The sequence below is a fragment of the Paraburkholderia sp. BL9I2N2 genome (genome assembly GCF_004339745.1).
GTDB lineage: Bacteria > Pseudomonadota > Gammaproteobacteria > Burkholderiales > Burkholderiaceae > Paraburkholderia.
This window is the reverse complement of the sequence record NZ_SMGP01000001.1, coordinates 3047385-3064812: the sequence shown is the minus strand read 5'-3', so window position 1 is coordinate 3064812 and position 17428 is coordinate 3047385. Positions and strand designations below refer to the sequence as shown.

General features: G+C 64.7%; 10 protein-coding genes and 2 pseudogenes. 8 read left to right on the top strand and 4 right to left on the bottom strand.

The window, feature by feature from the left end:
* Positions 1–153 precede the first annotated feature (153 nt).
* Positions 154–2034, bottom strand: a complete 1881-nt coding sequence (locus B0G74_RS14110) for a glycoside hydrolase family 15 protein (RefSeq protein ID WP_132375372.1) — start codon at positions 2032–2034, stop codon at positions 154–156.
* Between the two features lie 241 nt (positions 2035–2275).
* On the opposite strand from B0G74_RS14110, the gene B0G74_RS14105 reads away from it, so the two are divergent.
* A complete protein-coding gene (locus tag B0G74_RS14105; RefSeq protein ID WP_132375371.1) occupies positions 2276–2521 on the top strand; it encodes a hypothetical protein in 246 nt (81 codons plus the stop codon).
* A 243-nt stretch (positions 2522–2764) separates the two neighbouring features.
* On the opposite strand, the gene B0G74_RS14100 is transcribed toward B0G74_RS14105, so the two are convergent.
* Positions 2765–2917 carry a DUF3096 domain-containing protein gene (locus B0G74_RS14100; RefSeq protein WP_007175701.1) on the bottom strand — a complete coding sequence of 51 codons (153 nt, stop codon included), beginning with the start codon at positions 2915–2917 and terminating at the stop codon, positions 2765–2767.
* A gap of 231 nt (positions 2918–3148) precedes the next feature.
* On the opposite strand from B0G74_RS14100, the gene B0G74_RS14095 reads away from it, so the two are divergent.
* A complete protein-coding gene (locus tag B0G74_RS14095) occupies positions 3149–4444 on the top strand; it encodes a lactonase family protein (RefSeq protein WP_132375370.1) in 1296 nt (431 codons plus the stop codon).
* A 118-nt stretch (positions 4445–4562) separates the two neighbouring features.
* Here the strand turns inward: B0G74_RS14095 and B0G74_RS47440 are convergent.
* Both B0G74_RS47440 and B0G74_RS14080 read right to left on the bottom strand, forming a co-directional pair.
* Positions 4563–8931: pseudogene (locus tag B0G74_RS47440) on the bottom strand (DNA translocase FtsK).
* A 264-nt stretch (positions 8932–9195) separates the two neighbouring features.
* Entirely contained in the window at positions 9196–9735 is a 540-nt protein-coding gene (locus B0G74_RS14080; RefSeq protein WP_132375365.1) for an META domain-containing protein, read from the bottom strand.
* Between the two features lie 252 nt (positions 9736–9987).
* On the opposite strand from B0G74_RS14080, the gene purT reads away from it, so the two are divergent.
* The 6 genes and pseudogenes from purT to B0G74_RS14045 all read left to right on the top strand — a co-directional run bounded on the left by purT (position 9988) and on the right by B0G74_RS14045 (position 17301).
* Positions 9988–11202 carry a formate-dependent phosphoribosylglycinamide formyltransferase gene (purT, locus tag B0G74_RS14075; protein ID WP_132375363.1) on the top strand — a complete coding sequence of 405 codons (1215 nt, stop codon included), beginning with the start codon at positions 9988–9990 and terminating at the stop codon, positions 11200–11202.
* Between the two features lie 136 nt (positions 11203–11338).
* Positions 11339–11551 carry a DUF6726 family protein gene (locus B0G74_RS14070; protein ID WP_132375361.1) on the top strand — a complete coding sequence of 71 codons (213 nt, stop codon included), beginning with the start codon at positions 11339–11341 and terminating at the stop codon, positions 11549–11551.
* A gap of 93 nt (positions 11552–11644) precedes the next feature.
* On the top strand, positions 11645–12013 hold the full coding sequence (locus tag B0G74_RS14065) for an MliC family protein (RefSeq protein ID WP_132375359.1): 369 nt from the start codon (positions 11645–11647) through the stop codon (positions 12011–12013).
* Between the two features lie 258 nt (positions 12014–12271).
* Positions 12272–13925, top strand: a pseudogene (locus tag B0G74_RS14060) (acetolactate synthase large subunit).
* 32 nt (positions 13926–13957) lie between these two features.
* Positions 13958–15394 (top strand): aldehyde dehydrogenase family protein, encoded by a 1437-nt coding sequence (locus tag B0G74_RS14055; protein ID WP_132375357.1) that lies wholly within the window; start codon positions 13958–13960, stop codon positions 15392–15394.
* A gap of 437 nt (positions 15395–15831) precedes the next feature.
* Positions 15832–17301, top strand: a complete 1470-nt coding sequence (locus tag B0G74_RS14045) for a DEAD/DEAH box helicase (RefSeq protein WP_132375355.1) — start codon at positions 15832–15834, stop codon at positions 17299–17301.
* The last annotated feature ends 127 nt before the right edge of the window (positions 17302–17428 follow it).

The following is a 17428-nucleotide window of genomic DNA, read 5'->3' as shown; positions in this document are numbered from 1 at the left end:
GGGGCTTCGCAAACACGCGTGTGGCGTTGCGGCGGGCCAATTTGGTTGTGGGCACATTGTTTTTCGGCCGACAGTCTAGTCGATCATATCGAACAAAGCGTACTTGTGCAATGCAGCATTTTGCGCGCGGCTATCACGCAAACTGTCATTAAATCATGCTACTGGCGATGTTGCCGCGCCGCTATCGGGGGTTGCAGCAGCATCAAGTTCTGGTTCTCCGGTGCCGTCATGGGGCGGTTGCCCGGTCGCCTGCGCCATCGCCTGCTCGTGTTTCATCAGGTTCAGGCCGGTGTGCACGAGCGCCACATGCGAAAACGCCTGCGGGAAATTGCCCACGAGGCGCTTCGCAGCCGGATCGTACTCTTCCGCGAGCAAACCGACATCGTTGCAGAGCGCGAGCAGACGTTCGTACATCGCGATTGCTTCGTCGAGGCGGCCTTGCAACGCCAGGTTGTCCACCATCCAGAACGAGCAAGCGAGAAACGTGCCTTCCCCCGGCGGCAGGCCGTCGTCGTATTCGGTGGTGCGATAGCGCATCACGAAGCCGTCGCGCATCAGGTCCCGCTCGATCGCCGCCACGGTGCCTTTGACGCGCGGATCGTTCGGCGGCAGGAACGCGACCAGCGGCATCAGCAGCACGCTCGCGTCGAGCTGGTCGGTGCCGTAGCACTGCGAGAACGCGTTGAGCGCGGGATTCCAGGCCTTCTCGCAGACTTCCGCGTGGATTTGCGCGCGGGTGGCGCGCCATTCGTCGAGCGGGCCGTCGAGCTTGAACATTTCCGCCGACTTGATGGCGCGGTCGTAGGCGACCCACGCCATCACCTTCGAGAAGGTGAAATGCTGGCGGCCGCCGCGCGTTTCCCAGATGCCTTCGTCGGGTTCCTGCCAGATCGTGTCGAGGTGCTTGAGCAACGCGCACTGCACGTTCCACGCGGTGTCGTCCGCCTGCAGGCCGCCGACGCGCGCGAGATGCAGCGCATTCATCACTTCGCCATAGACGTCGAGCTGGCGCTGGCCGACCGCGTTATTGCCGATCCGCACCGGTTTCGCGTCCTGATAGCCCGGCAGCCAGTCGATTTCGAATTCGGGCAAGCGCCGCTCGCCCGCGATGCCATACATGATCTGCAACTGGTCCGGCGCACCGGCCATCACCCGGCCGAGCCACGTGCGCCACGCGCGAGCTTCGTCGTAATAGCCGCCGCGCATCATCGCGAGCAGTGTGATCGTGGCGTCGCGTAGCCAGCAGTAGCGGTAGTCCCAGTTGCGCATGCCGCCGAGCTGCTCCGGCAGCGAGGTCGTGGGCGCGGCGACGATGCCGCCGGTCGGTTCGTAAGCGAGCGCCTTCAGCGTGATCAGCGAACGGCGGATCGGCTCGGCCCAGCGCCCTTCGACCGTGCCGCGCGCCGACCATTCGAGCCAGTGATTCTCGGTGCGCGCCAGCGAGGTGTGCGGATCGCGCGCCGGCGGAATGCGCAGATGCGAGGGTGAGTAGGCGAGCGAGAACGGCACCCGTGCGCCTTCGGTGACGGTGAATTCGGCGACCGTCTTCATGTCTTCGCCACGCAACTCGACCGGCGTGCGCAACACGGCGGTGTCCGGTCCGACGATCGCCTTGATGCCGCTGTCGTGCTTCAGGCGGTCGACCCACGGAATCGAGAAGCCGTAGTCGAAACGCAGCACCAGTTCCATCTTCATGCGCACCGTGCCGCGTTTGCCGACGACGAGCCGCACCATTTCCGACCAGCCGTTACCCGGCGGCATGAAATCGATCAGCGTGACGGCGCCCTCGGGCGTCTCGAAGTCGGTTTCGAGGATCAGCGTTTCGCCGCGATAACGGCGGGTGATGGTCGGCGGCGTGTCCGAGACCGGCGAGATCAGCCAGCGGCCGTTCTCGGGCGTGCCGAGCAGGGCGGCGAAGCAGGCGCCGGAATCGAAGCGCGGCCAGCAGAGCCAGTCGACGGAACCTTCGCGGGAAACGAGCGCGGCCGTGTGGCCGTCGCCGATGAGCGCATAGTCTTCGATGAGTGCGGGCATGAGGAGCGAGTCAGTATGGCGCGCGGCGCGGAGGCGCCGCGCAAGGTGTCATCGAGGTGTCGTAGTTGTTACCGGACTTGCGCGATGCGCTTTGGTTCATCATGCAATGCAGCGAAACGTGGGTTGGTAATTGTCAAATCAATGCCTACAATCAGATTTCAAGCCGACGCCCGGAGCTTTCCGGATTATGAACCGGCCCCGCCCATGGCGCATACAGACGCCGTTTCCGAGGACCAAAGCTATGCTGAACCCGTCGAAATCCGATTGCATTACGATTCTCTCGGCCGCCAGCGAACTTGCCGACGATTCGATGTTACCGCTCGATTATGGCCGGCTAGGGCTAAGCCGCAACGGCATGCTGACCGCCGCCGCCTTTCTGGTCGAACGGGCCTGCTTCCGGCGCTATAAGGAAGGCGATGGCCATTATGCCGTTGGCGCTCTCTCGCTGCAGGGACGCTTGCGTCTCGACCAGCTTTCGAACGGCTGACTGACGGCGCTTCGCGCACGCCGGATGGTTGCTGCACCGCACTGACCGCACACTCACCGTGCTTCGGGCGAGCCTACGCCGCTTCGCCGTGCCATCCGGCTTTATTGCTTGCCTCGTGCTTCACGGCCATTGGCGCGTGACGCTTGCGCACGTCTTATGTCCTGCCTCGACGCGAGGCGCCGCCGGGCCGGCGCTGCGCCCGGTCGTGCGCCCCGTGCTTGCGTAGCAGATTGCCGCCGCCGCTCAGAAGTGCGACGACCCCACGCCGAAGATCCCAATGATGCCGATGATGATCAGATAGAGCGCGACGATGTAGTTCAACAGGCGCGGCATGACGAGAATCAGAATACCGGCGATCAACGAAACCAGCGGGCCCAGGCTGAGTGTGACGTTCATGAAGACTCCGTAGTGTGAGACGCGATTGAAAAAACGCCCCGTCAGGCGGGACAATTGCCACTCATGCTGCCGATTGCCGCCTGACCGGATAGCGGTCACCGGATTCGCTGCATGATCCGACACAACGCTTTTATACTTCTTTCGATAAGAACAACGCTCGAACGATTGCGCGGCAGACCAGAGACACCATGACAACCGAATCAACCAAATAACCGATGTAGAGGAGGTCATATGCTTCGTCGTCACCGGGCCGCGATGCCTGCGGTTGCAGATTCCCGCTTGCCTTCTGCTGCTGCTTCCACCTCATGGCGCGCCGCGCACCCTGCTCCATTGCGCTCCGCCCGTTCGATAATAAAAGGTTTCGTGCTCATGGTCTCGATTGTTGCTACGCAGGCGTTTGCGCAAGATTCCGGCCCGGCCCCCGCCGACGGCGTCTATGACATGGTGGTCGGCACCTATACCGGCCCGAAGAGCGAAGGCCTGTATGTCTATCGCTTCGACACCAGGACGGGCGAAGCGACGCGCGTCTCGGTCGCGCAGACGGTCAACCCGTCCTACCTCGTGGTGAGCCGCGATCGCCGCTTCGTCTACGCGGTCAACGAAATGCCCGGCGACAACGGCCCGGCCACGCAGCGCGGCGGCATCAGCGCGTTTCGTTTCGACGCCGCGAGCGGCCAGCTGACGTTCCTCAACAAGGTCTCTTCGGACGGCAATGATCCGTGCTATCTGAGCCTGTCGCCGGACGGCAAGTATTTGCTGACCGCGAACTACTCGGTGGCCGCCGATCCGGGCGGCAGCTTCGCGGTGTTCCCGTTGCAGGCCGACGGTCAGGTCGGCCCGTCGGTGCTCACGGTGCATCACGAAGGCGGCGGTCCGGTGAAGGGCCGCCAGGACAACTCGCACGTTCACTCCACCGTGTTCTCGCCGGACGGCCACTATCTGTTCGCGCAGGATCTCGGCGCGGACAAGCTGTACTCGTATCGCTACACGCCTGACGGCAGCCGCGGGCTGTTCGGCCCGACCGACTGGCGCTACAACCAGGAGAAAGCCGGCTCGGGTCCGCGCCATCTGGTGTTCGGCGCCGACGGCAAACATGCGTATCTGACGAGCGAAATGGCGGCCACCGTCAGCACGTTCAATTACAACGACGGCAAGCTCACGCAGGTGCAAACGCTTTCGCTGACCGAGCCGGGCTTCAAGGGCGCGGTGGGCGCGGCGGCCATTCATCTGTCGCCGGACGGGCGCTTTCTGTATGCCACCAATCGCGGCGACGCGAACGACATCGTGATCTTTTCGGTCGACCCGACCAACGGGCACCTGAAGAAGATCGGTCATCAATCCAGCATGGGCAAGTCGCCGCGTGAATTCGCAATCGACCCGACCGGCAACTGGCTGATCGTCGGCAATCAGAACAGCGATACCGTGTACGTGTTCAAGCGCGATCAGCAGAGCGGTATGCTCGAAGCCAATCCGAAGCGTTTCGAACTCGGCTCGCCGGTGGATTTCAAGCTGGTCTCGCCGTCGTAAGTGTGGGCGAAGCGCGTGATGTGACGGCGCGCATCGAATGAAAAATGGGCCGCTTTTTCAAGCGGCCCATTTTCTTGCGGTGGGTGGTTTCGCACTGGCGGTGGCCAACAATAGTTGCTTATTCCGCCGGCCCAGGCGCGAGCACTTCGCGGCTTCCGTTGATGCCCATAGCCGACACGAGGCCCGCCGTTTCCATCTGCTCGACCAGACGCGCCGCGCGGTTATAACCGATGCGCAACTGCCGCTGCACCGACGAGATCGACGCGCGCCGCGTGCGCACCACGAAAGCGACGGCTTCGTCGTAGAGCGGATCGGCTTCCGCATCCGGCGATTCGCCGAACAGATCCTGCGCCGCACCGCCGTCGGTGGCCGGGCCGTCGAGAATGCCTTCCTCGTACTGCGGCTCGCCGAACTGCTTCAGATACTCGACGATCCGATGCACTTCCTCGTCGGCGACGAACGCGCCGTGCACCCGTTGCGGATAGCCCGTGCCGGGCGGCAGGAACAGCATGTCGCCCTGGCCGAGCAGCGACTCGGCGCCCATCTGATCGAGAATCGTGCGCGAGTCGATCTTCGACGACACCTGGAACGCCACGCGGGTCGGAATGTTCGCCTTGATGAGGCCGGTGATCACGTCCACCGAAGGACGCTGCGTCGCCAGAATCAAATGGATGCCGGCGGCGCGCGCCTTCTGCGCGAGGCGCGCGATCAGCTCTTCGATCTTCTTGCCCGCCACCATCATCAGGTCGGCGAGTTCGTCGATCACGACCACGATCAGCGGCAGCGGCGCGAGCGGTTCGGGCGCGTCCGGCGTCAGCGAGAACGGGTTGCCGAGCTTCTTGCCCTTGGCTTCGGTGTCGCGGATTTTCTGATTGAAGCCGGCCAGGTTGCGCACCCCGACCGCCGACATCAGGCGATAGCGCTTTTCCATTTCGCCGACGCACCAGTTCAGCGCATTGGCGGCGAGCTTCATGTCGGTGACGACCGGCGCGAGCAGATGCGGAATGCCTTCGTAGACCGACAGCTCGAGCATCTTCGGGTCGATCATGATGAGGCGGACTTCTTCGGGCGTCGCCTTGTAGAGCAGCGAGCAGATCATCGCGTTGATCGCCACCGACTTGCCCGAACCGGTCGTGCCGGCGACCAGCATGTGCGGTGCCTTGGCCAGATCGGCGACCACCGGATGGCCGGTGATGTCCTTGCCCATGGCGAGCGTCAACTGCGAATGCGAGTTCTGATAGACGCTGGCTTCGAGGATCTCGGACAGGCGGATGGTCTGGCGCTTGGCGTTCGGCAATTCGAGGCCCATGCAGGTTTTGCCGGGAATCGTCTCGACCACGCGGATGGACGTGAGGCCGAGGCCGCGCGACAGATCCTTCATCAAGCCGACGATCTGACTGCCGCGCACGCCGAGCGCCGGCTCGACTTCGAAGCGTGTGATGACCGGGCCGGCCGACGCACCGACGACGGTGACCGGCACCTTGAATTCCTGCAGACGTTGTTCGATCAGCAGGCCGGTTTCGATGAGCTTTTCTTCGGAGACCGGTTCGACGTCGATGTCCGCGGGCGCGAGCAGGTCGAGCGTAGGCAGTTCGACCATCGATGCCGCGGGCGCGTGGAACTCGAAGCCGTTGGTGGGGCTGTGGCCGCGCAGGGGTGGGCGTGGTTGGGCGGTGGGCTCCGTGGCTTCCGTGGGCTCCGTGGATGGGACCGCGGTTGTGTACGGTGCGGCGAGCGGTGCCGATGTTGCCGGCGCTGGCGGTGCTAGCGGAGGGATGGCGGCTTCGTTGGTGCGGTCTTCGACGGCGAAGGGTGCGTCGGCGATGACGTCGGATCCCATGGGCGTGGCCTGAACCACAAAGCCCGGAAAGCGGACTACGTTCGATGCTTGCGGCGCGATGGGTTGCGGCGGTGCTGCGGTGGTTATGTTTGTCGCTTGCGCGGGGGCGGACGAGTCCGAAGCGTGCGGTGCGATGCTTTGCGGCGCCGCTGCCGTGGTTATGTTCGCCGCGTGTGCGGTGGTCGACGAGTCCGAAGCATGCGGTGTGATGCTTTGCGGCGCCGCTGCCGTGGGTATGTCTGCCGCGTGCGCGGTGGCCGACGACTCCGAAGAGCGCGGCGTGAAGTTTTGCGGCGTTACTGCGGCGGCTATGTTGGCAGCGTGCGTGGTGACCGACGAGTCCGATGCTTCAAGTGCGTCCGAGAGGGCAGGGGAGTCCACCGTTTCCGTTTCGATCGGCGTGGCGAATTCGCTTTGGCGCGCGATACTCGGCGATGGCGTGGCGTCACGCGCCGGCACTGCCCCGCTCGACACAACGACGCTGCCGACAGCCGGCGCACTCGATGACGAAGCCGCGTGTTGCGCTAGGACCGCATCGAGTTCGGTTTCCCAAGGCGCGAGCGTTTTATCGATCACGGCTTCAGCAACCGGTGCAGGCGCGGCGGGTTGCGGTTCGACAAACGGTGCGGCTTCTTTCGAATGTTCGGTGATTGCCGGCGCAGTCGTCTGCCCGGTGACTTTCGGTGTGGCGACTTCCGAATGGTCCGCAGACTTGCTGAGCGTCTGCGCGGTTTCAACGCTCGGGCTCGCGTGACTGTCGGTGTGAGTTGTCGATGCCATCGAATCGTCTTCGCACGGCGATTCATTCTCGGTCGCTTCGCTTGCTTGCAACTGCGCGGCAAAAACCTGGAACGGCGTCGGCGTGGCGACCGGCGGCACATACTGCGACGCAGGTGCAGGTGCAGGTGCAGGTGCAGGTGCAGGTGCAGGTGCGGGTGCAGGTGCAGGTGCAGGTGCAGGTGCAGGTGCAGGTGCCGGTGTAGGTGCCGGTGTAGGTGCAGGTGCGACCACCGGCGCCGCCGTCAACGGAGCTTGAATAATCGGCGGCTCGATCGGCCATTGCACGACGGGCTCGTGGCTGACTTCGGGCGGATCTTCAAACGCGGCTTCCATGCGCGGCGCATCGGTCGGCGCTTCTATTGCGTGATCAGCCGCAGCATTAGCATTACCGGTAACACCCAGCGAAGGCGCGTTCTCATCCGGCGGCAAAGCCGGTTCAACCGCATTCGCTCGCGGCACATCCACACTCGACCGCTCAGCCTCGAACGACGGCGCGGCGTTCGGCGCGCTCGTCACCTTTGCGTTTTCCGTGCCGGTGCTGCGCGCGAGGCTGACGCCCGCAATGTCGGTCCAGCGAGCGGCGTTTTCTGCGATGCTGCGTAGCGTCTCCTGGACGCTGGCGGGTGGCGTAACTTTCTGCGTCGCCGGCATCGGCCGCGTGTAGCTCGGCGGCGGACGGCGCGTGGCCGGCGTCGGCGTGACATCGTTGGAATGCGGGGCAGGCGAGAAACCTTGCCGGGGCGCCGGCGCGCGACTGACTGGAGCCGCCGGGGCCGCCGAGCCTTGAGTCGTCGTCGCAGGACGACCCGCACCGGTCGGCGCATTTCCTGCGGAACCTACGGTCGCATGGGAGCCTGCGCCGCCGGACATTGCTCGCGCCGTCGCTGTCGTTGCGCGCCGCAGCTTGAGCCGCTTTAGCTGCCGCCCCCGCCGCACCCGCCGCAAAGGCAGCACCCGCAGCCAAACCCGCGCCGCTCCCCAAAGATCCCGCCGGCCGTTGTTCACCAGCCGAGCGACGTCCAATCTGCGACGCCCCATCGCGAGCCGCCGCACCGGACGCACCCGACGCACCCGGCGCAGCGGCGCGCGGCCCAGACTCGCGCAACCACCCAGCCGGCGCGACCGGCTCTGCCGGCATCCATGCCGCCTTGTCCGCTTTAAGTGGTTGCGTCTGCATCGGCACTTGTCGCGGCGGTGTCGTCGCGGCCCCCGTGCGCAGCACCGGCTCAGCCTGTATTGCCTGACGGCGCGGCGTGGCCGCGCCAGCACGCCAGCTCGCCGCAGCGCCACGCGCCGCCGCATCCTTACCCGCCGCACTCGCCGCGGCGCCGGCCGCAGCCGCGTCGCGTCCACGCGTCGGCGGACGCCAGACCGTCGGGCGCGCATAACGGCCATTGGTTTTAGGCGCCATCGTATTGGTGGCCGGCGAAACATGCGACGGCAAACCATCATCGACGCTGCGATGACGGCGCGCTTCCTCGTCGCGTTTGGCGAGGCCGCGCGACAGGCCGAGGCCGAACGCGCCGTCGGCCCAGGCGGCGAAGTCGCGCCAGCGGAAGTCGATCAGCCACGGCAGGCTGATGAAAAGCAGCGCGAGCGCCGCCAGGGGCGTGCCGATATGCCCGAGCAGATGGCCGAACCCTGCAGCCAGCGCATGGCCGAAGCCATTCACGCCGGCCACGCCGATCAGCGACGCCTCGAGTGTGCAGCTCGCCACCAGCACGCAGACGAAGCCGAGCCACAGCCGGATCGTGCCGGGGCCGCGCAGACCCGCGCCGCCCGGCAGTGCAGACTTTACGAGACGCCACAAAAGAGGAATGAACCAGACGGCTGACCCGCCGAACCAGCCGAAAACTACCGTGTGCATACTAGACATCAACGAATGACGGACGCGCAAAAAACGCAATCCGTCGAGTTTAAACCGGCGAAGCCCGATGCTTCGAAGGCAGACGCAAGTATGCTTGCGTCAATTGGAAAGCAGACCGGCGCGCGGCCCGCCGTCGGTGAAAAACAACGGCTGTCGGGACAGCCTTCATCGGTCATGTGGCCCGTCCCGATCGAGGCGCTCCGCTCCGCGGTCCGGTTCGCTCATCAGCGACCTCGAGCATCGACCGGACGATCCGCGACTCGTTCATTTCGTGCTGCGGTCGAAGGTCAGCGTGTCGCCGTTGTCGAGCACCAGTTGCATTTGCTGTGGCGCGCGCATCTGCACGCCGGTGCGGTCGATGTGCGTCAGCGCATTGAGATACGCGCCTTCGATCTGTCCGCCGGGCGTCATGCACGCCATGCGCGTGCCGCCCAGCGTGCCGAAGCTCAGCTTGCCGTCTTTCAGCGCGTACGAGCCCATGTAGCGGTTGCAGCCGGAAAAGCCGCTGGCATGGCGCTGGCCGGTCGAGGTGGAGAGCGTGAGCGTGATCGGCGCGTCCTGGTCCGCGGCCGGAATCGCGCGTGCCGTGCCGTCGGCCTGTTTCCAGGCGCTCAGCACCCAGCTGGTGTCGTCGAGCAGTTGCGCGGCGGCGGGATTGAATGGATCGGGCGCGGCGGCTTCCGAGTCGGGATGTTTCGGGATCGCACAGGCGCTCAACAGCGCGGCGACGCTCAACGCGGCGAGGGCGGTGCGCAGATACGGGGTGAAGCGCGCAACACGTCGCGCGGAGGAGCTTTGGAGCATGGCGTCGTTCCTCTTCAAACTGGCGAAGGCGTAAGGGTAACGCACTAAGCTTGCCGCACGCGAGAGCATTGGCGGGCGGAGCGCTTATTCGGTGCGCCGCGGCGCCCTTGCGCGCCGTCGTCGTGCTCCGCCGTTGCCCTTCACGCGCAGATCAGGATGCGGCCGCCGCGAGCAAGGCGCGGCGAGGGGCCCGCATGTTAACATCGTGTTCTACTCAATCCCACCCTCATCCGACTTTTATCTGGAGACCTCATGCAGATCGGCCAACGGATCGGCACGCCCCTTTCTGAATCCGCCACGCGTGTCATGCTGCTCGGCGCCGGCGAGCTCGGCAAGGAAGTGATCATCGCGCTGCAGCGGCTGGGTGTCGAGGTGATCGCCGTCGACCGTTATCCGAATGCGCCGGGCCACCAGGTGGCGCACCGCGCGCACGTGATCGACATGACCGACCGCGGGGCGTTGCGCGCGCTGGTCGAACAGGAGCGGCCGCATCTGATCGTCCCCGAGATCGAAGCGATCGCGACCGACGCGCTCGCCGCCATTGAAAACGACGGTCTCGCCGAAGTGATCCCGACCGCGCGCGCCACGCAGCTCACCATGAACCGCGAAGGCATCCGCCGTCTCGCTGCTGAGGAGCTCGGCTTGCCGACCTCGCCGTACGCGTTCGCCGATTCGCTCGACGAACTGCGCGCGGGCATCGCCAAAGTCGGCTATCCGTGCGTGGTGAAGCCGGTCATGTCGTCGTCGGGCAAGGGGCAGTCGGTGCTCCGCAGCGACGCCGACGTCGAACCCGCATGGCAATACGCGATGGCCGGCGGCCGGGTGAATCATGGCCGCGTGATCGTCGAAGGGTTTATCGACTTCGAATACGAAATCACGCAATTGACCGTGCGCGCCATCGACCCGGCGAGCGGCGAAGTCCGCACCTATTTCTGCGACCCGATCGGCCACGTGCAGGTGGCGGGCGACTACGTCGAATCGTGGCAGCCGCAGCCCATGAGCCCGCTCGCGCTCGAACGTTCGCGCGAAGTCGCGCACAAGGTGACGGCCGCGCTCGGCGGCCGGGGTCTGTTCGGCGTGGAACTTTTCGTGCGCGGCGATGACGTATGGTTTTCGGAAGTGAGTCCGCGTCCGCACGATACGGGGCTCGTCACGCTGTGCTCGCAGCGCTTTTCGGAATTCGAATTGCACGCGCGCGCGATCCTGGGTTTGCCGGTGGACACGTCGCTGCGGGCGCCGGGCGCGTCGGCGGTGATTTACGGCGGGCTCGACGAGACCGGCATTGCGTTCGAAGGCGTCGCCGCGGCGTTGGCGGTGCCGAACGCGGACCTGCGTCTGTTCGGCAAGCCGGAGAGTTTCGTCAAGCGCCGCATGGGCGTGGCGCTCGCCACCGGCGAGAACACCGACGAAGCACGTTCGCGCGCGAAGCAGGCCGCGGCAGCGGTGCGGCCGGTGTCGGCGAAGTAAGCGACGGCGTGGTGCACGGCGAACTGCTGCAACTGAAGCAATTCGCCGTGACTCGCCCGACCCGCGTGCCCGGCACCCATCGCCGCGCGCAATCTGAATGATTGGGCTCGTCGAGCCCGTCGGAGTAGAGGTACGTATGGCGCTGGAATTGCGCAACAACACGCGGCGCGGTTGGACTGGCCGCCTCGGCGCGCTCGGCGTGCTGCTCACGCTGTGCGCCGGGTTGACGGGCTGCGGCCTCGCGGCTGCGCCATGCCGGATCGCGTCCGCAGGGTTGAAGATCGTGCCGGTGGTCGGGCATGTGGCCGCCGCGCCCACCGACGCATGCGCCGACGTGATCGACCCATAACCGGCCCGTCGTCCGCATTTCAGCCGCAGTTCCAGAGGCGCAACGTGCGGCGCGCCGCCCGTGTTCGATTTGCCGCAACGATCGAGGCATCTCATGAAGAAATGGCTTGTTACAGTCACCACGGCGGCGGGTCTCGCGGCGCTGTACGGCCATGCGTGGGCCGCGCCGTTGCAGTTCTCGGAGATTCAGGCCAAAAACCGTCAGACGCACAAATACACCTGCGCGACCGGCAAGATTCTGCATGTCACTTACTGGAACACGGCGAACGGGCAAAGCTTCGCCCTCGTGCCGGTGAAGGGCAAGCAACTGCTGTTCGTCAATACGCTGTCGGCGTCGGGCGCGAAGTATCAGGCCGGCAGCTACACATGGTGGACCAAGGGGCCGCGCGCCGACCTGTATGACGCAATGGCCGGCGAAAACGCGCCACCCATGCTCTCCGACTGCATCACCATCAATCGCTGAGCGCGATGCGGCGGCTTTCCCTTCCCATGCCGCCGCTTGTCTCACCGCCTTCAGCTTCGCCGCATTGTCCGCCGGCGCACGCCGTTTCCATTCGAGTAGTAAGCTGTCCCGCATGGCATTTGCCGCCGTGCCACCGCGTCATGCCATCCGTGCCATCCCAGGCACTGTCGGCGTGGCCGGGGTCGTTTTCGATCGTCCGTTTCCGGGCTCCAGCAATGGAGTCACGGCCCGCGTCCGTATCATCAAGCGAGACCCTCAATGAAAGCATCGGACCTGTTCGTCAAATCGCTGGAAGCCGAAGGTGTCGAGTACGTGTTCGGCATTCCCGGTGAAGAAAATCTCGATCTGCTCGAATCGCTGCGCCGCTCGAAAATCCGTCTGATTCTCACGCGCCACGAACAGGCGGCCGGTTTCATGGCCGCCACATATGGCCGTCTCACCGGCCCGCACCGGTGTGTGTCTGGCCACTCTCGGGCCGGGCGCGACCAACTTCGTGACCGCCGCGGCGTATGCGCAGCTCGGCGGCATGCCGATGCTGATGGTCACCGGGCAAAAGCCGATCAAGTCGAGCAAGCAGGGGCATTTCCAGATCGTCGACGTGGTGCGCATGATGGAGCCGCTCACCAAATACACGCGGCAGATCGTATCGGTTGCCAATATTCCGGCTGCGGTGCGCGAGGCGGTCCGTCAGGCTGAAGAAGAACGGCCCGGCGCCACGCACCTCGAATTGCCCGAAGACGTCGCGCATGAAGAGGGCGATGGCAAGCCGATTCCGAAAAGCTTCAGCCGCCGTCCCGTGGCCGAGGAAAAAGCCGTGGCGCGCGCGGTCGAGGCGATCACCAGCGCGAAGCATCCGCTCTTGATGATCGGCGCGGGCGGCAACCGCAAGACCACCACCAAGATGCTGCGCGAGTTCGTCGACCAGATCGGCATTCCGTTTTTCACGACGCAGATGGGCAAAGGCGTGATCGACGAATCGCATCCCATGTGGCTCGGCAATGCGACGCTGTCGGACGGCGACTTCGTGCACCGCGCGATCGACCACGCCGACTGCATCATCAACGTCGGCCACGACGTGATCGAGAAGCCGCCGTTTTTCATGCGCAGCGGCGACGCCGGCGAGAAAACGGTGATTCACGTCAACTTCCTCGGCGCGGAAGTGGATACGGTGTACTTCCCGCAGATCGAAGTGGTTGGCGACATCGCCAACGCCGTGTGGCAACTCAAGGAAAGTCTCAAGGAGCGCCAGAAGCATTGGGACTTCACGCGCTTCAAGGAGATCAAGGAGCACTTCGAGGCGCATCTGGCCAAAGGCCAGCACGACGACCGCTTTCCTATGTATCCGGTGCGCGTCGTCAACGACGTGTATGAGACCACGCCGGTGGACGGCATCGTGTGTCTGGACAACGGCATGTACAAGATCTGGTTCGCCCGCTACTACCGCGCGCACGAACCGAATTCGCTGCTGCTCGACAATGCGCTGGCGTCGATGGGCGCGGGCCTGCCGTCCGCGATCGCCACCAAGATCGTGCACCCGGACCACAAAGTCATGGCCGTGTGCGGCGACGGCGGCTTCATGATGAATTCGCAGGAACTGGAAACGGCGGTGCGTCTGAAGCTGGATCTGGTGATCCTGATCGTGCGCGACGACGCGTTCGGCATGATCCGCTGGAAGCAGGAAAACATGAACTTCCCGGACTACGGCATGACGCTGAGCAACCCGGATTTCGTGGCGTATGCAGAGAGCTACGGGGCGAAGGGACACCGCATCGAATCGGCGACGGAATTCGCGCCCTTGCTGCGCGAATGTTTCGCGACGCCCGGCGTGCATGTGATCGATCTGCCGATCGACTACTCGGACAACGAGCGCGTGCTGAATCGCGAGATCAAGCGGCTTTCGGCGCAATTGTGAACTTGTCACGCATCGGATCAAGGAGACGCGTCATGTTGCAAAAGACTTACCCGTACTACCTGGCGAACGTTGCGGTGGCCGCCAACACCGATCTCGAAGTCACTGATAAATTCAGCGGCGAAGTCGCCACCCGCGTCGCGATGGCCGACGCCACCGCGATCGACAAAGCGATCGGCCATGCGGTCGATGCCATGCCCGCCATGCGCGTCTTTCCCCCGTTCAAGCGTCAGGCGGTGCTCGAACATTGTGTGAAGCGCTTTCGCGAGCGCTACGACGAACTGGCGCTCGCACTGTGCATCGAAGCCGGCAAGCCGATCAACGACTCGAAAGGCGAGGTCACGCGCCTGATCGACACGTTCAAGGTGGCCGCGGAGGAGTCGGTTCGCATCGACGGCGAGATCGTCAATCTGGAAATTTCGCCGCGCGCCAAGGGCTATCACGGCTATGTGAAGCGTGTGCCGATCGGACCGTGTTCGTTTATTTCGCCGTTCAACTTTCCGCTGAACCTGACCGCGCACAAGGTCGCGCCGGCCATCGCGGCGGGCGTGCCGTTCGTCTTGAAGCCGGCGAGCCGCACGCCGGTCGGCGCGCTCATCATGGGCGAGATTCTTGCGGAAACCGATTTGCCGAAAGGCGCATTCTCGATTCTTCCCGCGCATCGCGACGGCGCCGATCTATTTACCACCGACGAGCGCTTCAAATTGCTGTCCTTCACCGGCTCGCCTGCCGTGGGTTGGGAGTTGAAAAAGAAAGCCGGCAAGAAGAAGGTGATTCTGGAGTTGGGCGGCAACGCGGCCGCGATCGTCGACGGCGATCAGGGTGAGAAGCTCGACTACGTGGTCGATCGGCTGGCGTTCGGCGCGTTCTATCAGTCGGGGCAGAGCTGCATCGGTGTGCAGCGGATTCTGGTCCACGCGAAGGTTTATGATGCGCTGCGCGAGAAGCTGATCGCCAAGACGAAGTCGCTGGTGATGGGCGATCCGAAAGACGAAAAGACCTTTGTCGGGCCGATGATCTCCGAATCGGAGTCCAAGCGCCTCGCCGGCTGGATGGAAAGCGCGGTGCAGGCCGGTGCGAAAATCGTCGCGGGCGGCAAGGTCGACGGCGCGATGTTCGAGGCCACCTTGCTCGAAGGCGTGAAACGCGACACGGATCTGTATCGCAAGGAAGCCTTCGGGCCGGTGGCGATTCTGGAGCGCTTCGACGATTTCGGCGCCGCGCTCGCGACCGTCAACGACAGCGACTTCGGCCTGCAAGCCGGCGTGTTCACGGATTCGCTCGCGCACGCGCATCGCGCGTGGGATGAACTCGACGTGGGCGGCGTGGTGATCAACGACGTGCCGTCGTTCCGGGTCGACAACATGCCGTATGGCGGCGTGAAGGATTCCGGGCTAGGGCGTGAAGGCGTGCGCTACGCGATCGAGGACATGACCGAGATCCGGTTGATGGTGATGCGCGAGACGTGGTGAGACGATTTGGCGGCGTGACGGCGTGACGGCTGAGGGGCATCGGGGCCACCCGCACGGCCGGACGCGGCATCGCGCGCCGATCGCCGGGCCGCCGAACCAGCTCGCTGTCACGCAACTGTCGTCTCCACCAACTACGCTGCGAGCGAGGCGCGCCGGTGCTTTGCCGCGATTCGCCGGCGGGTGCGCAGTCTGCCGGCACCCGGCTTTCTCCGCCGTAAGCAGAAAGCCGGCGCATGCGCCATGAGTGTTTTTGCTGAAGTGCTACAATACCGGCCTTTCCGGCGGGTGTTTCCGCCGGCCGGAGCCGGCCGCATTTTTTCCCGCAATATTGACGGGTCCCGTGCGGAACGCCGTGGCTCCGCCTTCATCACAATGCCCTCTGCGGTTTCGACCGCTGCCGCGCGTACGCGCCAAGCGCATTTTTAGCGAAAGCCACCATGTCCGACACAGCCGTCACGCCCAGCACTGCGACTTTTGATCAATTCGGCCTCGCGCCCGATATCCTGAAAGCCGTCAAAGAGTCGGGCTACACCATCCCTACGCCGATCCAGGAGCAGGCGATCCCTGTCGTGCTGGCCGGCCGTGACATGATGGGCGCCGCGCAAACCGGCACCGGCAAGACCGCGAGCTTCTCGCTGCCGATCATCCAGCGTCTGTTGCCGCAGGCGAGCACGAGCGCTTCGCCCGCCCGCCATCCGGTGCGCGCGCTGATCCTTACGCCGACTCGCGAACTGGCCGACCAGGTCGCCGCGAACGTGCAGGCGTATGCGAAGCACACGGCGCTGCGCAGCGCAGTGGTGTTCGGCGGCGTGGATATGAATCCGCAATCCGAGCAACTGCGCCGCGGCGTCGAGATTCTGATCGCCACGCCGGGCCGTCTGCTCGATCACGTGCAACAGAAAACGGCCAATCTCGGCCAGGTGCAGATTCTCGTGCTCGACGAAGCCGACCGGATGCTCGACATGGGCTTCCTGCCGGATCTGCAGCGCATCCTGAACCTGCTGCCGAAAGAACGTCAGACGCTGCTGTTTTCGGCCACGTTCTCAGGCGAAATCAAGAAGCTTGCCGCCACGTATCTGCGCAACCCGCAAACCATCGAAGTCGCGCGCAGCAACTCCACCGCGACCAACGTGACGCAGGTCGTGTACGAAGTGGCCGAGGGCGACAAGACCGGCGCGGTCGTGCAACTGATTCGCGAACGCGGCCTCAAGCAGGTGATCGTGTTCTGCAACAGCAAGATCGGCGCGAGCCGTCTGGCGCGCAGCCTCGAGCGCGACGGCGTGGTCGCGACCGCGATTCACGGCGACCGCACGCAGAATGAGCGGATGCAGGCACTCGACGCGTTCAAGCGCGGCGAGATCGAAGCGCTGGTGGCGACGGATGTCGCCGCGCGCGGCCTGGATATCGCCGAACTGCCGGCGGTGATCAACTTCGATCTGCCGTTCAACGCGGAAGACTACGTGCACCGGATCGGCCGTACCGGCCGCGCGGGTGCTTCGGGCGATGCGTTGTCGCTGTGCAGCCCGAACGAGCGCAAGCAGCTTGCCGATATCGAGAAGCTGATCAAACGTCCTCTGGACGTGCAACGCCTGACGGTGGAAGCGCCGGTGCGGCATCACCATGAAGAACGCGCGCCGCGTCGTGAACGCAGCAGCGAGGGCCGTGAGGACCGCGGCAGCCGCCGGCGCACGGGTGCGTCGTCGGGTACGTTCGACCGGCCGCATCATCATCGCGCTCAGCCCGTGGATGATTTCTTCCTGAAGCCTTATGAGCCGTCGCCTTCTTCGGTTCGTAAAATCGAGGAGGCCGCTGCTTCCTCTGCGCCGCAAAAGACGGCTTCGAAGCAGCCGTTGGCAGCTTTGCTGGGCGGATTTGGGATGCCGAGGAAGTCGTCGTCTTCTTCCTGATTTTTGATTCGCTGGCGTGGCTCGGGTGCGGTTCGCCTGGGGCGCGGGCTGGGCTTGCGCCGGTAGTGGGGCCGCCGGCGGCGCGGCAAAATTTAGGGCGCTTCGAAAGCTCACCCCGCAGCGCGCT

What these genes read in the sequence shown, in the direction of transcription:
- B0G74_RS14110 (WP_132375372.1), bottom strand. Translation starts at nt 2,034, where the DNA reads ATGCCCGCACTCATCGAAGACTATGCGCTCATCGGCGACGGCCACACG.
- B0G74_RS14105 (WP_132375371.1), top strand. Translation starts at nt 2,276, where the DNA reads ATGCTGAACCCGTCGAAATCCGATTGCATTACGATTCTCTCGGCCGCC.
- B0G74_RS14100 (WP_007175701.1), bottom strand. Translation starts at nt 2,917, where the DNA reads ATGAACGTCACACTCAGCCTGGGCCCGCTGGTTTCGTTGATCGCCGGT.
- B0G74_RS14095 (WP_132375370.1), top strand. Translation starts at nt 3,149, where the DNA reads ATGCTTCGTCGTCACCGGGCCGCGATGCCTGCGGTTGCAGATTCCCGC.
- B0G74_RS14080 (WP_132375365.1), bottom strand. Translation starts at nt 9,735, where the DNA reads ATGCTCCAAAGCTCCTCCGCGCGACGTGTTGCGCGCTTCACCCCGTAT.
- purT (WP_132375363.1), top strand. Translation starts at nt 9,988, where the DNA reads ATGCAGATCGGCCAACGGATCGGCACGCCCCTTTCTGAATCCGCCACG.
- B0G74_RS14070 (WP_132375361.1), top strand. Translation starts at nt 11,339, where the DNA reads ATGGCGCTGGAATTGCGCAACAACACGCGGCGCGGTTGGACTGGCCGC.
- B0G74_RS14065 (WP_132375359.1), top strand. Translation starts at nt 11,645, where the DNA reads ATGAAGAAATGGCTTGTTACAGTCACCACGGCGGCGGGTCTCGCGGCG.
- B0G74_RS14055 (WP_132375357.1), top strand. Translation starts at nt 13,958, where the DNA reads ATGTTGCAAAAGACTTACCCGTACTACCTGGCGAACGTTGCGGTGGCC.
- B0G74_RS14045 (WP_132375355.1), top strand. Translation starts at nt 15,832, where the DNA reads ATGTCCGACACAGCCGTCACGCCCAGCACTGCGACTTTTGATCAATTC.